Annotated in this window: 18 protein-coding genes and 1 tRNA gene; 6 read left to right on the top strand and 13 right to left on the bottom strand. The window is 61.1% G+C overall.

Annotation, left to right across the window (positions count from 1 at the left end):
* Positions 1-127 precede the first annotated feature (127 nt).
* From paeA to tadA, 6 genes are all read right to left on the bottom strand, one after another.
* Positions 128-1,447: a polyamine export protein PaeA gene (paeA, locus tag BN1127_RS14755; protein WP_041206040.1), complete on the bottom strand. Its 1,320-nt coding sequence runs from the start codon at positions 1,445-1,447 to the stop codon at positions 128-130.
* A gap of 192 nt (positions 1,448-1,639) precedes the next feature.
* The gene (gene phoU, locus BN1127_RS14750) at positions 1,640-2,350 is read right to left on the bottom strand and encodes a phosphate signaling complex protein PhoU (protein ID WP_025327511.1); all 711 of its coding nucleotides are present in this window, start codon (positions 2,348-2,350) and stop codon (positions 1,640-1,642) included.
* A 90-nt stretch (positions 2,351-2,440) separates the two neighbouring features.
* Entirely contained in the window at positions 2,441-3,259 is an 819-nt protein-coding gene (gene pstB / locus BN1127_RS14745; RefSeq protein ID WP_005328825.1) for a phosphate ABC transporter ATP-binding protein PstB, read from the bottom strand.
* Between the two features lie 106 nt (positions 3,260-3,365).
* Positions 3,366-5,015, bottom strand: coding sequence for a phosphate ABC transporter permease PstA (pstA, locus tag BN1127_RS14740; RefSeq protein ID WP_042649945.1), 1,650 nt, complete (start codon positions 5,013-5,015; stop codon positions 3,366-3,368).
* Between the two features lie 17 nt (positions 5,016-5,032).
* Positions 5,033-7,270, bottom strand: a complete 2,238-nt coding sequence (locus tag BN1127_RS14735) for an ABC transporter permease subunit (RefSeq protein WP_041206042.1) — start codon at positions 7,268-7,270, stop codon at positions 5,033-5,035.
* Between the two features lie 204 nt (positions 7,271-7,474).
* The gene (tadA, locus tag BN1127_RS14730) at positions 7,475-8,014 is read right to left on the bottom strand and encodes a tRNA adenosine(34) deaminase TadA (protein WP_081805723.1); all 540 of its coding nucleotides are present in this window, start codon (positions 8,012-8,014) and stop codon (positions 7,475-7,477) included.
* Between the two features lie 271 nt (positions 8,015-8,285).
* Here tadA and BN1127_RS14725 point away from each other — a divergent pair.
* The 4 genes from BN1127_RS14725 (at position 8,286) to aceA (ending at position 12,460) form a co-directional block, all read left to right on the top strand.
* A tRNA-Pro gene (locus BN1127_RS14725) sits at positions 8,286-8,362 on the top strand.
* A 259-nt stretch (positions 8,363-8,621) separates the two neighbouring features.
* The gene (locus BN1127_RS22460) at positions 8,622-8,762 is read left to right on the top strand and encodes a hypothetical protein (RefSeq protein ID WP_167332172.1); all 141 of its coding nucleotides are present in this window, start codon (positions 8,622-8,624) and stop codon (positions 8,760-8,762) included.
* Between the two features lie 703 nt (positions 8,763-9,465).
* Positions 9,466-11,073 carry a malate synthase A gene (aceB, locus tag BN1127_RS14720; RefSeq protein ID WP_005325257.1) on the top strand — a complete coding sequence of 536 codons (1,608 nt, stop codon included), beginning with the start codon at positions 9,466-9,468 and terminating at the stop codon, positions 11,071-11,073.
* Between the two features lie 73 nt (positions 11,074-11,146).
* Positions 11,147-12,460 (top strand): isocitrate lyase, encoded by a 1,314-nt coding sequence (gene aceA, locus BN1127_RS14715; RefSeq protein WP_005325258.1) that lies wholly within the window; start codon positions 11,147-11,149, stop codon positions 12,458-12,460.
* Between the two features lie 100 nt (positions 12,461-12,560).
* On the opposite strand, the gene hda is transcribed toward aceA, so the two are convergent.
* From hda to upp, 3 genes are all read right to left on the bottom strand, one after another.
* Positions 12,561-13,262 (bottom strand): DnaA inactivator Hda, encoded by a 702-nt coding sequence (gene hda, locus BN1127_RS14710; protein ID WP_005331956.1) that lies wholly within the window; start codon positions 13,260-13,262, stop codon positions 12,561-12,563.
* Between the two features lie 224 nt (positions 13,263-13,486).
* Positions 13,487-14,515, bottom strand: coding sequence for a DUF2066 domain-containing protein (locus BN1127_RS14705; protein ID WP_041206043.1), 1,029 nt, complete (start codon positions 14,513-14,515; stop codon positions 13,487-13,489).
* 143 nt (positions 14,516-14,658) lie between these two features.
* A complete protein-coding gene (gene upp, locus BN1127_RS14700; RefSeq protein ID WP_005302745.1) occupies positions 14,659-15,285 on the bottom strand; it encodes a uracil phosphoribosyltransferase in 627 nt (208 codons plus the stop codon).
* 175 nt (positions 15,286-15,460) lie between these two features.
* On the opposite strand from upp, the gene purM reads away from it, so the two are divergent.
* Together purM and purN are read left to right on the top strand one after the other, a co-directional pair.
* On the top strand, positions 15,461-16,498 hold the full coding sequence (gene purM, locus BN1127_RS14695) for a phosphoribosylformylglycinamidine cyclo-ligase (protein ID WP_005331951.1): 1,038 nt from the start codon (positions 15,461-15,463) through the stop codon (positions 16,496-16,498).
* Between the two features lie 8 nt (positions 16,499-16,506).
* Positions 16,507-17,145, top strand: a complete 639-nt coding sequence (gene purN, locus BN1127_RS14690; protein ID WP_041206044.1) for a phosphoribosylglycinamide formyltransferase — start codon at positions 16,507-16,509, stop codon at positions 17,143-17,145.
* 118 nt (positions 17,146-17,263) lie between these two features.
* Here the strand turns inward: purN and BN1127_RS14685 are convergent, their stop codons facing one another.
* From BN1127_RS14685 to BN1127_RS14670, 4 genes are all read right to left on the bottom strand, one after another.
* Entirely contained in the window at positions 17,264-18,025 is a 762-nt protein-coding gene (locus tag BN1127_RS14685; RefSeq protein WP_005331947.1) for a Nif3-like dinuclear metal center hexameric protein, read from the bottom strand.
* Between the two features lie 142 nt (positions 18,026-18,167).
* Positions 18,168-19,502: a sigma-54-dependent transcriptional regulator gene (locus tag BN1127_RS14680; protein ID WP_041206045.1), complete on the bottom strand. Its 1,335-nt coding sequence runs from the start codon at positions 19,500-19,502 to the stop codon at positions 18,168-18,170.
* A gap of 55 nt (positions 19,503-19,557) precedes the next feature.
* Entirely contained in the window at positions 19,558-20,592 is a 1,035-nt protein-coding gene (locus tag BN1127_RS14675; protein ID WP_041206046.1) for a sensor histidine kinase, read from the bottom strand.
* Positions 20,593-20,697: 105 nt separating this feature from the next.
* Positions 20,698-22,116, bottom strand: a complete 1,419-nt coding sequence (locus BN1127_RS14670) for a sigma-54 dependent transcriptional regulator (protein ID WP_041213159.1) — start codon at positions 22,114-22,116, stop codon at positions 20,698-20,700.
* Positions 22,117-22,125: the final 9 nt, after the last annotated feature.

Here is a 22,125-nt window from a genome sequence, read left to right as displayed (position 1 = left end):
GGCTTGGGGGCGGCGGCGGGGTTGCGGGGCGCGCTCTGGCTGCAGGCCCCCAGCGCAAGGGCAAGCGCCACGCAGGCGAGCGCACGGGAATAAGACGGCATCTTCATGACTCCTTGATAACTTCCTTTCACGATTCCAGGGCGGGTTTCTCGGCCAGCACAGGCTCCACCCGGGTGACCAGCAGCTGATCGATCTTGTAGCTGTCGATGTCCACCACTTCGAACTTGTAGCCCGCGTATTTCACCGAATCGGTACGCTTGGGGATCTTGCGCAGCATGAACATGATGAAACCGGCGATGGTCTCGTAGTTCTGACTCTCCGGGAACTCCTCGATGTCGAAGGCCCGCATGACGTCGGAGATGGGAGTGACCCCGTCCACCAGCCAGGAGTTCTCGTCCCGCTGGACGATCTGCTCTTCCACCACGTGAGTGGCCCACTCCCCCATGACGGTGCTCATCAGGTCATTCATGGTGACGATGCCCACCACCAGGGCGTACTCGTTCATCACCACGGCGAAATCACCGCGATGGTTCTTGAAGTACTCCATCGCCTCGTAGAGGTTGAGGGTGTCGGGAATGATGATGACGCTCTGCACCAGGGATCCGCTGTTGAGATCGATGCTCTGGCCGCTGATGACGCGGATCAGCAGCTCCTTGGCGTCCACGAACCCCTTGATGCTGTCGAGGTTGTGGTCGCACACCAGGAACTTGTTGTGGGGATGCTCGGCAATCTTGGCCTTGATGCTCTCCTCCCCCTCTTGCAGGGTGAAGTAGATGAGGCTTTCGCGGGCCGTCATGGCGGAGGTGACGCCAAGGGACTGCAGCTCGAACACGTTCTCGATGAGCTGATGCTCCTCTCGCTGGATGACACCGGCCTCGGCGCCCGCATCCATCACCGCATAGATGTCGTCCGAGGTAATCTCGTCGTTGCGCACCATGGAGACCCGCAGCAGGCGGAACAGGGCGTTGGCCAGACCGTTGAAGAACCACACCAGCGGCATCAGCAGGGTCACGCACAGCAGCATGGGGCGCACTACCACCACGGCGATCCGCTCCGGCATGGTCATGGCGAGGCGCTTGGGCATCAAGTCCGCTATCAGGATGAACATGCCGGTGACGAAGACGAAGGAGGCTGCAGAGCTTATCTGGCCGAGCCAGGGGCCCTGATAGAAGCCGGCGACGAACTGCTTGATGGCGGGGTTCAGGGCTGATTCCCCCAGGATGCCGCCCAGGATGGCGACCGTATTGAGGCCAATCTGCACCACGGTAAAGAAGTTACCCGGCTGGGCTTGCAGCGCCAGCACTTTTTCGGCATGGCGATTGCCCTCGTCGGCCATCACCTGCAACTTGATCTTGCGGGAGGCGGCGAGAGAGATCTCGGAAAGCGAGAAGAACACACTGCCGGCGACCAGCAGCATCAGAAAGAACAAACTATCGGCAAAACTCATGATTAACCTATTGCGACAGCCGCCTTAGCACAAGACGGCAAACTGGGCCCGGGAAACCGGACCGTGACTCCATCCGGGACTCACACAGGGGCAATATTCTAGCAGAAAAGCGCCCCGTGGGGCGCGTTATCTTAAGCCGTCCCCCGATGCAATAAAAAAGGCGCTCAACGCGCCTTTTTATTCATCGTGGATTCAATGCTTGCCGAGCAGGTCGCTCAGTTCATCCGCCTTGGTGTGGCGTACGTCCTTGCCCTTGACGTAATAGACGATGTATTCGCAGATGTGCTGGCAGCGATCGCCGACCCGCTCGATGGCACGCGCCGCCCACAGGACGTTGAGTACCTGAGGGATGGTGCGGGGATCTTCCATCATGTAGGTCATCAGCTCGCGGATGATGGACTCGTACTCCCTGTCCACCTTGTCATCTTCCTTGTAGACGGCGATGGCCGCCTCCAGATCCATGCGGGCGAAGGCGTCGAGCACGTCGTGCAGCATCTTGATGGTGCGACGACCCATGTTTTCGAGCGACACCAGCGGCGGTTGCGGCTTGTTGGCGTTGTCGGTCAGCATGCGGGCTATCTTGTCCGCCACATCGCCGATGCGCTCCAGATCGGTGATGGTCTTGATGATGGCCATCACCAGGCGCAGGTCGGACGCGGTAGGCTGGCGCTTGGCGATGATGCGGGTGCACTCCTCGTCTATGGCCACTTCCATGGCGTTGACCTTGTGGTCGTTGGCCACTATCTTGCGCGCCGCATCCAGATCCTGGATGTGAATGGCGGAGATGGCGTCGGTCAGCTGCTGCTCCACCAGACCGCCCATCACCAGCACCTGGTTGCGCACGTTCTCGAGCTCGGCATTGAACTGACCGGAGATGTGTTTATTGAGGTTCATATTGTCCATACAAATAATCCTTGTTGCTCCGATTATGCCTTAGCCGTTGAACCGACCGCCAATCTGTTTCTTGTGGTTCATGTCAGTCATCCTCATCTCTTAGCCGTAACGACCGGTGATGTAGTCCTCGGTCTTCTTCTTGGCCGGGGTGGTGAAGATGGTGTTGGTGTTCGAGTACTCGATGAGCTCGCCCATGTACATGAAGGCGGTCTGATCCGACACCCGCGCCGCCTGCTGCATGTTGTGGGTCACTATCACCACGGTGAACTGGCTCTTGAGCTCGTTGATCAGCTCCTCGATGGTGAGGGTGGAGATGGGGTCGAGCGCCGAAGTCGGTTCATCGAGCAACAGCACTTCCGGCTCGATGGCGATGGCACGGGCGATCACCAGACGCTGCTGCTGACCACCTGAGAGGCCGAACGCGTTGTCGTGCAGGCGATCCTTCACCTCTTCCCACAGGGCCGCGCCGCGCAGTGAGCGCTCGGCCGCCTCGTCCAAGGTGCGTCTGTCATTGATGCCCTGCAGGCGCAGGCCATAGACCACGTTCTCGTAGATGGATTTCGGGAAGGGGTTAGGGCGCTGGAACACCATCCCCACCTGACGGCGCAGGGCGGAGACATCCACGCTCTTGTCGTAGATGTTGTGACCGTGCAGCTGGATCTCCCCCTCGATGCGGCAGATCTCCACCAGATCGTTCATCCGGTTGATGCAGCGCAGCAGGGTGGACTTGCCACAACCGGACGGGCCGATAAAGGCGGTGACCTGGCCTTTGGGGATCTTCATGTTGACGTTGAACAGCGCCTGCTTGTTGCCGTAGTACAGGTTGAGATCCTTGACCTCCAGGGCAGTCTGCTCCGGGCTCAGGTTGAGCAGGTCCAGGGCGGTATGCTGGGTCGAAGTCGGTGTTACGTTGATCATCTGTTACCTCAAATCAGTTCAAGGTGGCCGGATACACTCCGGCGACCATCATGCTGTTGATGGCGGCCGCCGGGCCGCGCATCTCTTGTCTCAGGGGGTGGCTGGATTAATGTTCCAGCGACCGGAATTTCTCGCGCAAGTGGTTACGGATACCGATAGCCGTCAGGTTGAGTCCCACGATCACCGTCACCAGCAGGAAGGAGGTGGCGTAGACCAGGGGCCGCGCCGCCTCGACGTTCGGGCTCTGGAAACCGACGTCATAGATGTGGAAGCCCAGGTGCATGAACTTGCGCTCTACGTGCAGGTACGGGAAGTTGCCATCCATCGGCAACGTGGGAGCAAGCTTCACCACCCCTACCAGCATCAGCGGCGCCACTTCACCGGCCGCCCGGGCGATGGCCAGGATGAGGCCGGTCATGATGGCCGGGCTCGCCATCGGCAGCACTATGCGCCACAGGGTCTCGGCCTGGGTGGCACCCAGTGCCAGGGAGCCCTGACGAATGGTGCTCGGGATCCGGGCCAGCCCCTCTTCGGTGGAGACGATCACCACCGGCAGGGTCAGGATGGCCAGGGTCAGCGCCGACCAGATGACACCGGGGGAGCCAAAGGTCGGGCTCGGCAGCGCTTCCGGGTAGAACAGCTGGTCCAAGGAACCACCGAGCGTGTAGACGAAGAAGCCCAGACCGAACACGCCGTAGACGATGGAGGGCACACCCGCCAGGTTGATCACCGCGATGCGGATGATCTTGGTCAGGCTGTTCTTGCCCGCGTACTCGTGCAGGTAGACAGCGGCCACTACGCCAAGGGGCGTCACTATGATGGCCATCAGCAACACCATGAAGACAGTGCCGAAGATGGCCGGGAAGACGCCGCCCTCGGTGTTGGCCTCACGGGGATCGTCGGAGACGAACTTGCCAATCTGATGGAACCAGTGACCGACCTTGGCGGGCAGGCTCATGTCGTTGGGCCAGACCACGTCCAGCACCTTGGACATGGGCATGGTCACCTGCTCGCCACGCATGTCCTTGACCGTGATGGCGTCTCTGTCCGCCTGGGCACGCAGGGAGAAGAGTTCCTTCTCCAGCACCTGATAGCGATCGTTCAGGGCCTGACGCTGCGCGGCGAGATCCGCCTTGAGCGCGTCGGTCAGCTCCCCTTCCAGCTCCGCCTTGCGCTCCTTGAGGCGCAACTTCTCGAGCTGATAGTTGATGCTGCCGATGTCACCCTTTTGCAGATCGTTGGCCTGTTCCGACAGGGCGTTGGCTCGGGCCAGCACCCGCTGCAAGGCTGGATGCATATCCTGGGTCAGCTCGCGGCCATCCTCTTTCACCGAGGTGATGTAACCGTAGAAGTTGCCGTTGGTGGTGCGCTCGACCATGGCGAGCTCGGCGGGCTGGGTACGGGACTTGATGTCGGTCTCCAGCACCCAGCGAAAATCGAGATCGACGAACTCACGGTTGCCGGTCTTGACCAGATAGCGGGTCAGCAGCTCGCGCTCCTCCCCCTCCAGTGCCTGACCCGCCGCGCGCAGCCGCTCCACCGGCACCATCTCGCGGTCATTGATCTCGCCGATCAGCACGCTCTTGTTGCCGCTGGCGTCCTCAAGCTGCCACTCATAGATGGGGTGCGGCCAGAAATAGACCAGACCGCGCCAGCCGATCAGCAACAACAGACCCAGTACGGCCACCAGACTCAGGCTGACGGCACCGCCCGTCATCCAGATCCAGGGGGCCCCCGATTTAAACCACTTACCCATTGTCGATTCCTTAGTCCTTACAGAGAGCTGTACTTTTCACGCAACCGCTGACGGATGAACTCGGCCAGGGTGTTGAACATAAAGGTGAATACGAAGAGGACGAAGGCCGCGAGGAAGAGCACCCGGTAGTGGGAGCTGCCCACTTCCGACTCCGGCATTTCCACCGCTATGTTCGCCGCCAGGGTACGCAGCCCCTGGAACATGGAGAAGTCCATGATGGGGGTGTTGCCGGTGGCCATCAGCACTATCATGGTCTCGCCCACGGCGCGGCCCAGGCCCATCATCACCGCCGAGAAGATGCCCGGACTCGCGGTCAGGATCACCACCCGGCTCAGGGTCTGCCAAGGGGTGGCGCCGAGCGCCAGCGAGCCCTGGGTCAGGTGCTTGGGCACCGAGAAGACCGCATCCTCGGCGATGGAGAAGATGGTGGGTATGACGGCGAAGCCCATGGCGATACCGACCACCAGGGAGTTGCGCTGGTCAAACTTGATGCCCATCTCGTGGGTCAGCCAGATACGCGAATCCCCGTGCATGAAGGCATTCTCGATGAGCGGGCTCAAGGCGAAGGCGCCCCAGCCAATCAGGAGCAGCACAGGAATGAGTAGGATGGCGTGCCAGCCCTCCGGCAGCCAGGAGCGGCCACGCTCCGGCAGGTAGTTCCACACCAGGGCGGTGAGCAACATGCCCATCGGCAGCAACAGCAGCAGCAGGATCACCCCTGGCAGCGCCCCCTCGATGATGGGTGCCAGCCACAGACCCGCCAGGAAGCCGAGGATGACGGTCGGCAGCGCCGCCATGATCTCCACCGTCGGCTTGACGTATTTACGCAGGCCCGCCGACATGAAGTAGGCGGTGTAGATGGCGCCTGCCACGCCGAGCGGTACCGCGAACAGCATGGCGTAGAAGGAGGCCTTGAGAGTCCCGAATACCAGGGGCACTAGGCTCAGCTTGGCTTCGAAGTCGTTGCTGGCGGAGGTGGACTGCCACACATACATGGGCTCGGGATAGCCTTCGTACCACACCTCTTGCCACAGGGCCGACCAGGTCACCTCGGGGTGATCGTTTTCCACGTCAAATACCTTGAAAGTATCCCCCTGCTGGGTCAGCAACAGATTGTGACGGGGAGAGATGGCCAGAGCCGCCAGGGCGCCGCCTTCGATGGTCTCACCGAGCAGCTTGGCCTCGCCGGTGGCGTGGAAGAAGTTGATGGTGCCATCTTTGGCGGCGCTGATGAAGCCCTTGCGGAAATGCTCCGGGGTCAGCAGCGCGACCGGGCCGTCGCCCTTGAAGTCACGGATCTGGGTGAACTGGCGCTTGCCATCCTTTGCCACCTCGAACCACTGGGAGATGACGCCATTGTCATTACCCACCAGCAGGGAGGAGGCGCCGGAGAGCAGGGCAACCTGGGTCACGTCGGCGTTGGGAGCATTGATCTCCATGACGTCGCGCAGGGAGATATCGCTCAGGTTGTGGATGTCATAGACCGACAGGCGATTGCCCTCGCGCACGAACAGGATGCGCAGATTGGGGGTCAGCAGCATCTGATCCACGTGACGAGGCAGGGAGGGAATGCTGTAGTTCTGGCTGCTCCACTCGACTTCGCCGGAGAGGAAGTTTTCCTCGCCGCTCATCACCGTCATCACGCCGCGGCCATCCTCGGTCACGGCGGCGGTGGCCATCTTGTCCTTGGTCGCCTCGAACACTATGCGGTTCAGCGCCTTGCCCTTGGGATCTATCACCACGGGCTCTTCGCCGAAGGGATATTGCAGGCTGGGCTCGATGACACGCACGTCATTCGGATAGGAGACCTTGAAAGAGGGCTGCACCACAATGGCCTTGCCATCGGCAAAGCCATAGGCGATGAGCTTCTGGCCCGGTGCCGGCACGGCGACGGCGCTGACGTCACCGGTGACACCGGTCTGACCCAGCACCTGGCCCACCTTGACGTTATCATCCGCCTTGATGGCGAAGAAACTGACCTGACCCTGGTCGTTGAAGCGATACCCTATCTCGTTCTGCTCCTCGACACCGAGCCATGCCGTCTTGCCCTGCGTCGGCAGGGTAAAAGAGGAGGTTGCCTCTACGCTGGCGCCATTGAAGATGGGTTTCACCACATAGAGCAGGTAGAAGAAGATAAGCAGCAGCGCCACCAGTACCAGGGCTCCCCCTGTGGTGACGCCGTATTTGGCCAATTTATCCTTGATCCGGCGTTTTCTACTGCCCGCCATGACCAGGTTTAACGATTCCGATGACATGCAAGACCTCAATGTGAGCTAGGCTTGGCGGTATTATATGGCGGTTGCGTGACAGTTTTGTTACATCAAGAGCCTCTGTGAAGAGGTTATTTCGAGGGGGATTCAGGCAGGGCATTGCTGGTAATAAAAATGCCAACCATTTGTTTTATTTGAGGATATGTGAAGAAATCAAGGGTGGGAGCAAGACTGCTCCCACCGTCGGCTTCAGACGGCTGGGCCACCACTTTGTTTCAGCGCCTCTCTGGCCGCCTTCTTCTCGGCGCGGCGCCGCCTGAAGAAGTCCGATAACTGGGCCGAACACGCCTCTGCCAGCACACCGCCCGTCAGCTCGACGCTGTGGTTGTGGCGCGGGTCCTGCAAAATCTCGAACACCGAGCCCGCAGCCCCGGTCTTGAGATCGCGGGCCCCGTAAACCACCCGCCTCACCCGGCTGTGGATGAGCGCACCGGCACACATGCAGCAGGGCTCCAGGGTCACATAGAGGGTGGTGTCGAGCAGCCGGTAGTTCTCCAGCGTGATACCGGCAGCACGGATCGCCATGATCTCCGCATGGGCGCAGGCGTCATGGGCGCTGATGGAGCGGTTCCACCCCTCGCCGACCACCTCGTCCCCCAGCACCAGCACGGCACCGACCGGGATCTCGCCTATCCCTTCCGCCCTGGCCGCCAGGGCCATGGCATGACGCATCCAGTGCTCGTCCTGCTCACTCTGGCTTACCGGTTCTGTGACGTCTGATGATTTCACACCCTGTTCCTCTCTCTGACGGGTTGCTGGCGTTTACTTGCGGCTTATTGTCTGCCGGTCATTGGCAACAATCGGATAGACCAGCAAAGAAGCTTGATGCCGGAATCTCCTGGCAATACGGGGCGGCGATTATGCCAAAACTCCCGCCAGGGCCCAAGTCGCATCTTGGTTGAACAATAAAGAAGCAATCGGCATCTCCCTGATAAAAAAGGAGTTGCACCCTACTGTTCATCCTATTAGACTCCTTTCCCGTCAGCCAAGCTGACTCCGTCGGTGTGTAGCGCAGCCAGGTAGCGCATCTGCATGGGGTGTAGAGGGTCGGAGGTTCGAATCCTCTCACACCGACCATTTTCCCCGAAAATAGCCCAGTCAAACGACTGGGCTATTTTTTTGTCTGTTGCCTCCCTTCCCTCTGGCATGCCTTCTTCTTGTCCCATCTCACCGCCTTTCATCAGGGCGGTGACGGAATAAATTTTATACAGAACCACTTGAAGCTTTCACAAAGTCCCGCTAGGATACGCCACTTTTCCGCCGGCCATCAGACAGGGAGGTGGCATCAGGGTGAGGGAATCACCAACCGGCTTGCAATCCATTGAGGCAAGCACCCATGACCCAGACTGTTGACACTCAGCCCGATCAGCCCCTTATCTCCTCACCTCATTCCGAACTCGAATCCACCGACGCCAGCCTCGGCGGTACAGTGCATCTCGACGTGATCGATCTCGCCGCGCCGGATGATGACTACTGAGGCGGATCTGGCCCAGCCCCTCTCCAACACCGCGGATGAAAGGCCGGTTTTGCTGTCCGGCACCCCATCTCGTCCCGGCTAAAAAGCCGCCAACAAAAATAACCATAAAATGCTGATAACCATCTATTAATTGGTGTTATTCACTACTAAGCTCCCCTTCATCCTCCTCTCCCTTGCTCCCGCCCCTTGATACAAACCTACGTTATTGCTCGTCATTTCCATCACTCGCCTCCTAACGCCTCCGTTTCGCAAGATTCACTCTTCCAGTTTTAAACGGTAGTTCACCTATCAATGGCTTCGCACGCCAGATGCTGACTGTGTTGGCTGTAGGTATTTCATACAGCTGTTTTCACAAAGCCTGGAGTAAGGTCGGGATTTGTTTTTGCACTGGTAATTTTATTACGTAATTAATTACATTTTCGATGTGCCATACCCGGTTCATTCATCCCCCCTGACGGCTCCGTCAACCGAGAGCATAACCATCTGCGTAGAGCTTTTATGCTAATCTTATAAATACTTTAAAAACATAAACTTAAACACCAACCAAAAACACTCGTTTTAAAAATCAAGTTGACGGACCAAGCATTATTTTGCACCTTATGAGTCGTGTTACCCCGCTGCTACGGGGAGTTTGAGAGAAAGGGATATAGACGTTAGTCGTAGTTAGTAAGTTCAAAATGTAACTTTCAAAGGAGTGAAACCTATGTCGGCACCGGCCCAGACCATCAGCAGCACCCGTCTGCACATCCAAGGCGAGATGCTTCCCGATTACGCGCAGATCCTGACGCCGGATGCGGTGGCCCTGGTGTCCGAACTGGTGGAACGCTTCGCTCCTCAGCGCAATGAGCTGCTGAAACAACGGGTGGCTCGCCAGGCCCGCATCGATGGCGGCGAGTTGCCGGACTTCCTGCCCGAAACCGCCCACATCCGTGCCGGTGACTGGACCATTCGCGGCATCCCCGCCGATCTGCAAGACAGGCGTGTGGAGATCACCGGCCCGGTCGAGCGCAAGATGGTCATCAATGCCCTCAACGCCAATGTCAAAGTGTTCATGGCGGACTTCGAGGACTCACTGGCGCCGGCCTGGAACAAGGTGATCGAGGGGCAAATCAACCTGCGCGATGCGGTCAACGGCACCGTCTCCTACACCAGTCCGGAAGGGAAGGCTTACAACCTGAACGCCGATCCGGCCGTCCTCATCTGCCGGGTCCGTGGTCTGCACCTGCCGGAAAAACACGTCACCTTCGATGGTGCGCCCATCCCGGGCGGCCTGTTCGACTTCGCGCTCTACTTCCTGCACAACCATCAGGCGCTGCTGGCCAAGGGGTCGGGCCCCTACTTCTACCTGCCCAAGCTGCAGAGTCATCTGGAAGGCCGTTGGTGGAGCGAGGTGTTCGCCTGGACCGAGGACAGGTTCGGCCTGCCCCGCGGCACCATCAAGGCCACCGTGCTGATCGAAACTCTGCCGGCGGTGTTCGAAATGGACGAGCTGCTCTATCAGATGAAGGATCACATAGTGGCGCTGAACTGCGGCCGCTGGGACTACATCTTCAGCTACATCAAGACTTTGAAGAACCATCCTGACCGTGTCCTGCCGGACCGCCAGGTGGTGACCATGGACAAGCCCTTCCTGTCTGCTTATTCACGGCTGCTGATCAAGACCTGTCACAAGCGCGGCGCCCTGGCCATGGGTGGCATGGCGGCCTTCATTCCGGCCAAAGATCCGGCAGTGAACGCCGAGGTCTTCGCCAAGGTGAAAGCGGACAAGGAGCGTGAAGCCAACAACGGCCACGACGGCACCTGGGTTGCCCACCCCGGCCTCGCCGATACCGCCATGGCGGTGTTCAACGCCGCCATCCTGGCTGGCGCCAAAAACCAGCTCGGCGTGCTGCGCGAGCAGGATGCTCCCATCACGGCGGCGGATCTGCTGGCCCCCTGCGAGGGGGAGCGCACCGAGGCTGGCATGCGCACCAATATCCGGGTCGCCCTGCAATACCTGGAAGCCTGGATCAACGGCAACGGCTGCGTACCCATCTACGGTCTGATGGAAGATGCCGCCACCGCCGAAATATCCCGCACCTCCATCTGGCAGTGGATACGACACGGCAAGAGCCTGTCGAACGGCAAGGTGGTGACCAAAGCGCTGTTCCGCCAGATGCTGGCCGAGGAGCAGGTGGTGGTCAAAGCCGAGGTGGGCGAGGCCCGCTGGCAGGCGGGGCGCTTTGCCGAGGCAGGCGAGCTGATGGAACAGATCACCTGCGCCGACACTCTGATCGATTTTCTGACGCTGCCCGGATACGAGCGGCTCTGAATCACGGGCCCCGGGCGGGGCTCGCCAATAACAAGTCAATGGAAACGTGAAATCAATGAAAGAGGGAACTGATATGGCACTGACCCGTGAGCAACAGATCCAGGCTATCGAGAAAGACTGGGCGGAAAACCCCCGCTGGAAAGGGATCAAACGCGGCTACAGCGCCGAAGACGTGGTGAACCTGCGTGGCAGCCTGCAGCCGGTGCATACCCTTGCCCAGCGCGGCGCCGACAAGCTGTGGGAGCTGATCCACGGCGGCGCCAAGAAAGGCTATGTAAACTGCCTCGGCGCGCTGACCGGCGGTCAGGCGGTGCAACAGGCCAAGGCGGGCATCGAGGCAATTTACCTCTCCGGCTGGCAGGTGGCGGCGGACAACAACCTCTCCTCCACCATGTACCCGGATCAGTCCCTCTACCCGGCCAACTCGGTGCCGTCGGTGGTGGAGCGCATCAACAACTCCTTCGCCCGTGCCGACCAGATCCAGTGGGCCAACAAGGTGGGCCCGCAGGACAAGGGCTTCATCGACTACTTCCTGCCTATCGTGGCGGATGCCGAAGCCGGTTTCGGCGGCGTGCTGAACGCCTTCGAATTGATGAAGGGGATGATTGAAGCGGGCGCCGCCGGCGTGCACTTCGAAGATCAGCTCGCCTCCGTCAAGAAGTGCGGCCACATGGGCGGCAAGGTGCTGGTACCGAGCCAGGAAGCGGTGCAAAAGCTGATCGCAGCCCGTCTGGCGGCCGACGTCTGCGGCACCACCACGCTGGTTATCGCCCGTACCGATGCCAACGCCGCCGACCTGCTGACCACGGACGCCGATCCCTACGATGCCGGTTTCCTGACCGGTGAGCGCACCGCCGAGGGCTTCTACAAGGTGCAGGCCGGTATCGAGCAGGCCATCTCCCGTGGTCTGGCTTACGCCCCTTATGCCGACATGGTGTGGTGCGAGACCGCCAAGCCGGATCTGGACGAGGCGCGTCAATTTGCCGAGGCCATCAAGGCCCAGTACCCGGACAAGATCCTGGCCTACAACTGCTCCCCGAGCTTCAACTGGAAGAAGAACCTGGACGATGCCACCATCGCCCGCTTCCAGCAGGAGCTCTCCGACATGGGCTACAAGTATCAGTTCATCACCCTCGCGGGGATCCACAACATGTGGTTCCACATGTACGAGCTGGCCTACCAGTACGCCCGTGGCGAAGGGATGAAGCACTACGTCGAGATGGTGCAGCAGCCGGAGTTTGCCGCCGCCGAGCGGGGCTACACCTTCGTGGCGCACCAGCAGGAGGTGGGCACGGGTTACTTCGACAAGGTCACCACCGTCATCCAGGGTGGCCAGTCTTCAGTAACAGCCCTGACCGGCTCCACCGAAGAAGATCAGTTCCACTGATAGGCAGTGCCCCTTGAAATGACAAAACCCCGGCTTGATGCCGGGGTTTCTTTTTACTCGTTGCATCGGCGTCGCTCGGGCTCAAGCACACCCAAAGGGCTCAGAGTTCAAGGATCTCTTTGACAAAGGGGATGGTGAGCTTGCGTTTGGCGCGAAAGGAGGCGTTGTCAAGCTGATTGAGAGTGGCGAGCAAGGTGCGCATGTCGCGGGACAAGCGGTTGAGCAGGAAGCGACCCACGTCGATGGGCAGTTTGAAGCCCCGCAGCTCGGCACGCAGCTGCAGGGCACTGAGCTTGCCTTCGTCATCGAGCTCGTCGAGATGGAAACTCACACCCCAATCCAGGCGGGAGGCGAGGTCCGGCAGTTGCAGACCCAGCTTGCGCGGTGCACTGCACCCCGTCACCACTAGGGTGCCCTCTCCTTTCTCTTTCCAGCGATTGTAAAAATCGAACAGGGCCCGCTCCCACACGGTATTGCCGGCAATGGCTTCGAGACTGTCGAGACAGACCAGCGGCAGGCTTTCAAGGGCGTCGAGCATGCTGGGATCCAGCTGCTCGAACTGATCGAGAGAGAGATAGGCGGCAGCGGCGTCGCGGGCATTGACCTCGGCGCAGGTAGCGTGTAGCAGGTGGGAGCGTCCGGAGCCCTTGGCTCCCCAGAAATAGAGGAAAGGAGCGCCCTGACCGATGGCCGCATTCTTGAGGGCGGTGATCAGATGGGCGTTGTTGCCGGGATAGAAACTGACGAAGGTTTCATCATCCGGTAATTGTACGGCTAAAGACAGTTGGGCCGGTTGCTTCACTCGTTGGGCTTTGACTGTGATATTTGCGCCCAAGTGTATCATTGCAATGGCAGATAGAGAACCGCCCGAGTCATGCCGGGCGGTTGGGATAAGCAGAAAGCGTCAGGGCTGCGACCATTGATAACGCAGACCGCTCTCGTTGTCTTCGATCTAGCACTGCTGGCTCTCGAGCTGGAGAACCGCACAGACTCTTCATGCCAGGCGGTTGGGATAAGCAGAAAGCATCAGGGCTGCGACCATTGGTAACGCAGACCGCTCTCGTTGTCTTCGATCTGGTGCAGGCGACTCTCCAGTTGCAGGCCCCTTACCAGCTCGGCCTTGTCTCCCTGAAGCGAGAGGTTGAAGGTGACCTTGTCCCCCTCCAGCTTGCCGATCGCCACCTTGGTGACGCTGGCCATGCCCTGCAGCATCTTCTGTATCTGGATCATGCCATCGATGCCGGCAAGCCCCTCCACCACCAGAGTCTGGCTGGAGGCGACCCCGGACAGGCGAGTGCCGTACTGTTGTACCAGCCAGCCCGTCAGGGTATCGGCCATGCCCTGTGCCACCTCGGCCTGGGTGCCTGAGCCGGCCCCCTTGGTCAGCTCGGTAAGCTCTGCGCCGCCCTGAGCTCCCGGCTTGGCGCCATAAAGCCCCCAGTCGATGCTCCACTTATCCCCTTCCGGCGTCAGCTTGCCCAACACCACCATCTCGGCGCCATAGCGCTCGCTGGCCTTGAGAATGGGGTCGGCGAAGCGGCCCCAGACATCGGTGGCGCTGACCGCCATGTTGTCATCGAGATCCATCAGCGGGATGCTGACCGGCAACCCCATGGCCTGGGCCTGGCCGCGCAGGGCGGCGGACCAGCCGTCGCTGGACTGATCCGGCAGTATGCGGCGCTCTCCTTCATCTATTACCAGCCAGAGTGCCATTTGCGGGCGGACGGGCCCCAGCAGGGGGAACTTGCTCTGGCCTACCAGGGCATTGACCTTGGCCACGTTGAAATCGGCCTTGAGAAACTTGACCGGTCCCACATCCTGATAGCCGTAGTGCTGCACATAGTCACCGGGGGCCGCCAGCGCCTTGGCCACCTCGGGTTGGGTGAGGATGTCGCGCCTGCCGGTCACCTTGACGAGCACCTCCCCCAGTGCCTGGGACTGGGCGGCCGTCATGTCGCCGCTGGTCGGCGCCTTGCCCTGATAGAGGTCGGTCACCTGGGCAGCCGACACCACGAGTGGCAGACAGCAGAGGAGAGTCGCTAAGCGTTTCAGCATAAAGAAGATTCTCGAAATGGGGGATGCTGCTTATGGTAGCGGCAAGGCACGCATGGCAGCAAGCCGGAGGACGGGATAAACGACGGAGCCGGCAAGGTGCCGGCTCCGTTTGCGCTCAGAGAGAGCGGCTATGGCGTCAGGGGTTACTTGGTGCCGAAGATCTTGTCGCCGGCATCCCCCAGACCCGGGACTATGTAGCCCTTCTCGTTCAGCCCCTGATCGATGGAGGCGCAGAACAGCTCCACGTCGGGGTGAGCGGCTTCCAGCGCCTTGATCCCTTCCGGGGCGGCAACCAGCACCAGCACCTTGATGGACTGGCAACCCTTCTTCTTCAGCAGATCGATGGTGGCGATCATGGAGCCGCCGGTGGCCAGCATGGGGTCGATGACCAGGGCCAGACGCTCTTCGATGTTGCTGACGATCTTCTCAAAATAGGGAACCGGCTGCAGGGTCTCTTCATCACGGTAGATGCCGACCACGCTGACGCGGGCACTCGGCATGTGCTCGAGCACACCATCCATCATGCCAAGACCGGCGCGCAGGATAGGCACGACGGTGACCTTCTTGCCCTTGATCTGGTCAACTTCCACTGGCCCGTTCCAGCCATCGATGGTAACTTTCTCGGTTTCGAAGTCAGAGGTCGCTTCGTAGGTCAACAGACTGCCCACTTCCTTGGCCAGTTCACGGAAACGCTTGGTGCTGATGTCGCCTTCGCGCATCAGGCCGATCTTGTGCTTGACCAGGGGGTGTTTGACTTCAACGACTTTCATTACTATCTCCTCGAACCGGCGCCAAAAAATCGCGGAATCATACAACAAAAGCCGCGGCTTGTAGAGCTTTTCCACGCAAAAACGCGCAAACGATTTTCTTTCTGCTTTTACCCGCCCACTGGTAGAATACGCCCCGAATTTTACCCTCCACTTCTCTATATGACGGGGAATACGCGTGACTGACAAAACCTCACTGAGCTACAAGGATGCTGGCGTAGATATCGATGCCGGCAATGCACTGGTTGAACGTATCAAGGGCGTGTCAAAGCGCACTCGTCGTCCTGAAGTCCTTGGTGGTCTTGGCGGCTTTGGGGCCCTGTGTCAAATCCCTGCTGGCTACAAGGAGCCGGTACTGGTCTCCGGTACCGACGGTGTGGGCACCAAGCTGCGTCTGGCCATCGATCTGAAGAAGCACGATACCGTGGGCATCGATCTGGTTGCCATGTGCGTCAATGACCTCATCGTGCAAGGCGCCGAGCCCCTGTTCTTCCTCGACTACTATGCCACCGGCAAGCTGGATGTAGACACCGCCGCCGCCGTGGTCACCGGCATAGGTGCAGGCTGCGAACAGTCCGGCTGCGCCCTGGTAGGTGGTGAAACCGCCGAGATGCCGGGCATGTATGAAGGGGAAGACTACGACATCGCCGGTTTCTGCGTCGGTGTGGTGGAGAAGAGCGAAATCATCGACGGCAGCAAGGTCGGCGAAGGGGATGCCCTGATCGCCCTGGCTGCGAGCGGCCCCCACTCCAACGGCTTCTCCCTGGTGCGCAAGATCCTGGAAGTCTCCAAGGCCGATGTGCATCAGCCGCTGGGTGACACCACCCTGGCCAACGCCCTGCTGGAGCCGACCCGCATCTATGTGAAGCCGGTACTCAAGCTCATCAAGGAGTGCGAGATCCACGCCCTGTCCCACATCACGGGTGGCGGCTTCTGGGAGAACATCCCCCGCGTGCTGCCCGCCAATACCCAGGCGGTGATCGACGAGCAGAGCTGGCAGTGGCCGGCGGTGTTCAGCTGGCTGCAGCAGGCTGGCAACGTCACCTGTCACGAAATGTACCGCACCTTCAACTGCGGTGTCGGCATGATCATCGCCCTGCCGGCGGATCAGCTGGACAAGGCGCTGGCCCTGCTCAAGGCCGAAGGCGAGAACGCCTGGCACATAGGCCACATCGCCAAGGCGGCCGATGGCGAAGAGCAAGTCATCATAAAATGACCTCCCCCATGAAACGGATCCTGGTGCTGATCTCCGGCAACGGCAGCAACCTGCAGACCCTTCTCGACCACTGCGCCAGCGGCAAGGTTGCCGGTGAAGTGGTCGGCGTCATCAGCAACAGGGCCGATGCCTATGGTCTGGTTCGCGCCAAAGAAGCCGGAGTGGCGACAGCCATCCTGGCCCAGCAGCAGTTTGCCAGCCGGGCGGAGTATGACGTCGCCCTGCTCGCCCTGATGGATGACTATCAGCCGGATCTGGTGGTACTGGCCGGCTTTATGCGGATATTGAGCGCCGATCTGGTGCGTCACTTCGCCGGGCGGATGATCAACATCCACCCCTCGTTGCTGCCGAAATACCAGGGGCTGCACACCCACCAGCGCGCCATCGACGATGGGGAGCGCGAGCACGGTGCCAGCGTCCACTTCGTCACCGAGGAGCTGGATGGCGGCCCTGTGATCCTGCAGGCTCGCGTCCCCATCTTCGAAGGGGACAGTGCCGACGAGGTGGCCGCCCGGGTGCAGGTCCAGGAACACAGCATCTACCCCCTGGTGGTGCAGTGGTTCTGCGAGGGACGGCTGCAGATGCGGGAGGGTGCCGCCCTCTTGGATGGCGCCGAACTCGGCCCGGCGGGTTATGCCAGCGAGTAACCGCTGCTCGCTGCATGCAAAATGTAACAAGGGAGGCTTTGGCCTCCCTTGTCATTTCTATCTACCAGCGCAACTGATGCAGTCACGTCCGATTACCCCGCTATGCGGCTAATCAAACCTAGACCGGGTTGTCGATATCGATAAAGGTAACATCCAGCCCGTGCACGGTGGCGAGCCACTCCCCCAGCGCCTTGACGCCGTAACGCTCGGTGGCGTGATGGCCTGCTGCGTAGAAGTGCATGCCCATCTCGCGAGCGGTGTGGATGGTCTGCTCTGAAGCCTCACCCGAAATGAAGGCATCGATCCCCTGCTCGGCAGCCTGGTTGATATAGCTCTGACCGCCGCCGGTGCACCAGGCCACTGAGCTGATGAGCTCGGGGCCGCTGTCGCCGCAATGGAGCGGCTCGCGACCGAGCCGTTCGGCAATCAGTTTGGCAAAGTCAGCTCCGCTCATGGGCTCTTCCAGCTTGCCCACCATGGCCACGCTCTTGCTGTTCCAGGGTTCGAGACCACGGCGCACCTTGATGCCGAACAGTCTGGCGAGCTGGGCGTTGTTGCCCACCTCGGGGTGCACGTCCAGCGGCAGGTGGTAGGCAAACAGGTTGATGTCGTGGGTCAGCAGGGTCTTGAGGCGGCGCTGCTTCATGCCGGTGATCTGGGGAGGTTCCCCGCTCCAGAAGTAGCCGTGATGGACCAGGATGGCATCGGCATCCAGGGCCACGGCCGCATCGATCAGGGCCTGGCTGGCGGTAACGCCGGTGACCACCCGGCGAATGCGCTCGCGCCCCTCCACCTGCAACCCGTTGGGACAGTAGTCCTTGATGGCATGAGGCTCGAGCAGGTGATTGAGCACGGTTTCCAGTTTGCGATGAGAGATCATAGGAGTCCCTTGTAAAGGCGCTGCTCCCCCTTGTCTGCGATCAGGCTCTTGTCTGCAGTCACAACGGGGCCCAGGCTCATGATGCCGAGGGCCCCATGATAATCGAGCCGGGCCAGCAAGGCCATGACACCGGCAACAGGTGCTAGGCGGGCAGCTCTATGCCGGCGTCACGCATCTGGGCCAGCTTGTAGCGCAGGGTGCGCGGGCTGATGCCGAGCTTGTCGGCCACCTCCTTGCGGCTGCCGTTGCACTCCTGCAGGGTGTCCAGGATGATCTGGTGCTCCTGCTGCTTGAGCTCGCCGCCGAGCCCCTCCCCCGACAGACGCTCGAGGGGGCGCACCAGCTCCTCATCCGTCTCCTCCAGGATCAGATGCTCGCAATCGATGAGACCTTCGGGGCAGAGGATCAGGGCCCGTTGTACCACGTTGTCCAGCTCGCGCACGTTGCCGGGCCAGGGGTGGGTCAGCAGGCGTTCGCGCGCCGCATCGGCCAGCTGCGGTGTCGGCAGCCCCTGCTGACTGGCATGGAGCGCCAGCAGGTGCTCCGCCAGGGGCAGTATGTCGCCGGGCCGCTCCCAGAGGGAGGTCCAGCGCAGGGGGAAGACGTTGAGACGGTAGTAGAGATCTTCACGAAACAGGCCGTCCTGCACCGCTTTTTTCAGATCCCGGTTGCTGGTGGCGATGACCCGCACGTCCAGCGGGATCATCTTGCGGCTACCGAGCCGCTCCACCTCTTTCTCCTGCAATACTCGCAGCAGCTTGGCCTGCAGCCCGAGATCCATCTCGGTGATCTCGTCGAGCAGCAGGGTGCCACCCTGGGCTTGTTCGAACTTGCCGGGGCACCCCTGCACGGCGCCGGTGAAGGCCCCCTTCTCGTAGCCGAACAGGGTCGCCTCCAGCATGTTCTCCGGAATGGCGGCGCAGTTGATGGCGACGAAGGCCTGCTCGGCCCGGCTGGAGTTGTCGTGGATGTAGCGAGCCAGCACCTCTTTGCCCGTCCCGCTCGGGCCTGTCACCATGACGGTGGCCTCGCTTCTGGCCACCCGGGTCGCCAGCTGGAACAGCTCGGCGGTCCTGGGATCCCCGTACACCACGGCGCGCTTCTCCACCTTCTGGGCCGGCACATAGCGGCTGACCTGGTTGAGCAGCACCTCGGGGGAGAAGGGCTTGGCCAGATAGTCGATGGCCCCTTCGCGCATGGCGCGCACGGCCCCGTCGATGTTGGCGTAGGCGGTCATCAGGAGCACAGGCACCTGGGGATATTGCTGGCGGATGTTGGCCAGCAGGGTAAGGCCGTCCATGCCTCCCATCTGGATGTCAGAGATCACCATGTCAAAGCGCTGGCGAGAGAGCGCCAGCAGGGCCCGCTCGCCGCTGTCAGCCTCGCGGCACTCGTAACCGCCGAGCAGCAGGGTATCCACCAGCGCCTCGCGCAGACCGTTGTCGTCTTCCACCACCAGAATACGGGCCTGGGTCATGCCACACCTCCAACCACGGGCCCGCAGGCCTTGCACCACAGGGACAAGATGGGATTCATGCTACACCTCCAAGCTGCACCGCTTGCTGATGCAGGGGGAACGACAGGGTAAAACAGGTCCCTTCTCCGGGCACCGAGGCCACGCTGACCTCCCCCTGATGGGCACGCACCACGGATTGCACCACGGCAAGCCCGAGGCCTGTGCCCTGGGAGCGGGTGGTGAAGAAGGGTTCGAAGATCTGGTTGAGCAGCTGGGCAGGCATCCCCTTGCCATTGTCGAGGACGCGCATCTCCACCCGGTTGCCGCTGCGCACCGCGCTCACCAAGAGCGAATCGGCCCCGGCCTGCCGGGCGTTGGCGATCAGGTTGTTGATGGCACCGGCCAGCGCACTGCTGTTGGCGAGCAGGCAGAGATCCGGCTCAGGCGCCTCCATGTGCAGCGCGCAGCCCTGCTGCTGGCAGAAGGCCTCGGCACCCGCCTGCACCTCTGCCAGCAGCCCCTGTACCGAGACAGGGGCCACCACCTGGTTGTCGCCGTTGCGGGCAAACAGCAGTATGTCGTTTATCTGCTTCTCGAGATCCTGCAAGCGAGCAATCAACTTTTGCTGGAACTGGGTGCGGGATTCCGGTTTCAGGGTGCGGTTCGCGAGGTTGGCCGCATAGAGCATGGCGGCGGAGAGGGGGGTGCGGATCTGGTGCGCGAGGGAGGCCGCCATGTTGCCTAGGGCCGACAACCGTTTCATATGGTTGACCCTGTCCTGCAACTGGCGGGTCTCGGTCAAGTCGGTAATGAACACCAGTTGGCCGGGCTGATCCGGCAGCGGCTGGGTCGACAGCTGAACCCGGCGACCGTCTCGCAAGGAGATCTCGTGACCGTCATCCTCACGGGGTTCGAAGCAGCGGGCAATGATCTGGCGCCAGGAGAGGCCTTCCAGTGGCTCTCCCAGCAGCGCCAGGGCGGCAGGGTTTGCACGGGTGATCAGCCCCTCGCCATCGAGCAGCAGCACGCCGGTCGGCAGCGCCGTGAAAATGGCGTAAAGCTGACTCACTTCATGTGACTGGAGGGGGGCATTCTGCTGCAAGATTGTCATAAAGCTGACCTCAAACTGGCGATTGAGTCAGCTTATTCAATTTCCATGCCAGCAAAATAGACGTTATTTATCAATGTATTGGGTCAATGCGTCAAAGCATTGACCTCAATTGTCCTTGCTCATGCCGTACTTCTTCATCTTCTCCACCAGGGTGGTGCGGCGCATGCTGAGCAGGTCGGCGGCGCGGGCCACCACCCCGTCCTGGGACTCCAGGGCCTGGCGGATCAGCTCCACCTCGAGGTCGGCAAGCATCTCCTTGAGGTTGACCCCTTCCTGGGGCAACTGCATGGGCAGGGGCATGGCTATGCCGGGATCCAGCTCTGGTGGGGACTGGAACACGGCAGCCAGGGCGTCCCGCTCGTCCATCTCGGTGAGCCGTTCATCTCGTGGCTCGCAGGGCAGCAGGCGATAGCGGCCGGGCAGATCCGCCACATCGACGATCTGGTTCGGATAGAGGATGAGCAGGCGCTCGATGAGGTTGGACAGCTCGCGCACGTTGCCGGGCCAGGCGTACTGCATCAGGGACTCCATGGCGCGCTGGGTCAGACGGATGATCCCCTTGTGCTGTTCGGCATGGCGATTGAGCAGCTCCTGCAGCAGCAGCGGAATGTCGTCGGCCCGATCCCGCAGGGGGGGTGTCTCGATGGGGAACACATTGAGGCGGTAGTAGAGATCTTCGCGAAATGCCTGGGTGCGGATCATGGCTTCCAGATCCCGGTGGGTCGCCGCGATCACCCGCACATCTGCCTGGACAGCCTTGCCGCCTCCGACCCGGTCGAACTGGCGCTCCTGCAGCACCCGCAGCAACTTGACCTGCATCGGCAGCGGCATATCGCCGATTTCGTCGAGGAAGAGGGTGCCCCCCTGGGCCAGTTCGAAGCGGCCGCGCCGGGCGGCAATGGCACCGGTGAAGGCCCCCTTCTCGTGACCGAACAGCTCGCTCTCGAGCAGCTCCGCCGGAATGGCGCCGCAGTTGATGGGCACGAAGGGGCCCGCGCTTCGGGCGGACAGCTCGTGGATGGCGCGAGCCACCACCTCCTTGCCGGTCCCGGACTCACCGAGGATCAGTACGTTGGCGTCGGTCTCGGCCACCTGGCCGATGAGACGGCGCACCTCCTGAATGCCCCTCCCCTTGCCCACCAGCAGGCGAAGCAGGGTCTGACCCTTGTCGTGGGTCTGATGACGGGGATGCAGGGAGATGAAGGCCTGGCAGAAGTGCAGATGACGGGTAAGGGACTCATAGGTAAAGGGCGCCTCGGCCACCCCGATGAAGTTGCTGCAGCCATGGCTCGCCGGCATCAGGGAGAGAAAGGGCAGACGAGGATGGGCGGCAAGCAGCTCACTCAGGGCGCGCTCGCGCAGTTCCCCGGCCAGAATCCCCTGCAAGGGCCCGGCAGTCTCGATGGCCACATCGAGATCGCTCTCCACCACCTCCTGCCAGGGGATCCCCATGAAGGAGAGCACAGTCCCCAGTTGTTGGCGCCGCACATCATCGGCATCAACAAGCAGCACACCCATAGCCATCCTATCCAT

This window comes from Aeromonas media (assembly GCF_000819985.1).
Lineage (GTDB): Bacteria > Pseudomonadota > Gammaproteobacteria > Enterobacterales > Aeromonadaceae > Aeromonas > Aeromonas media.
Note: the sequence above shows the minus strand (reverse complement) of the source record. Positions and strands in the feature narration are given on the sequence as shown.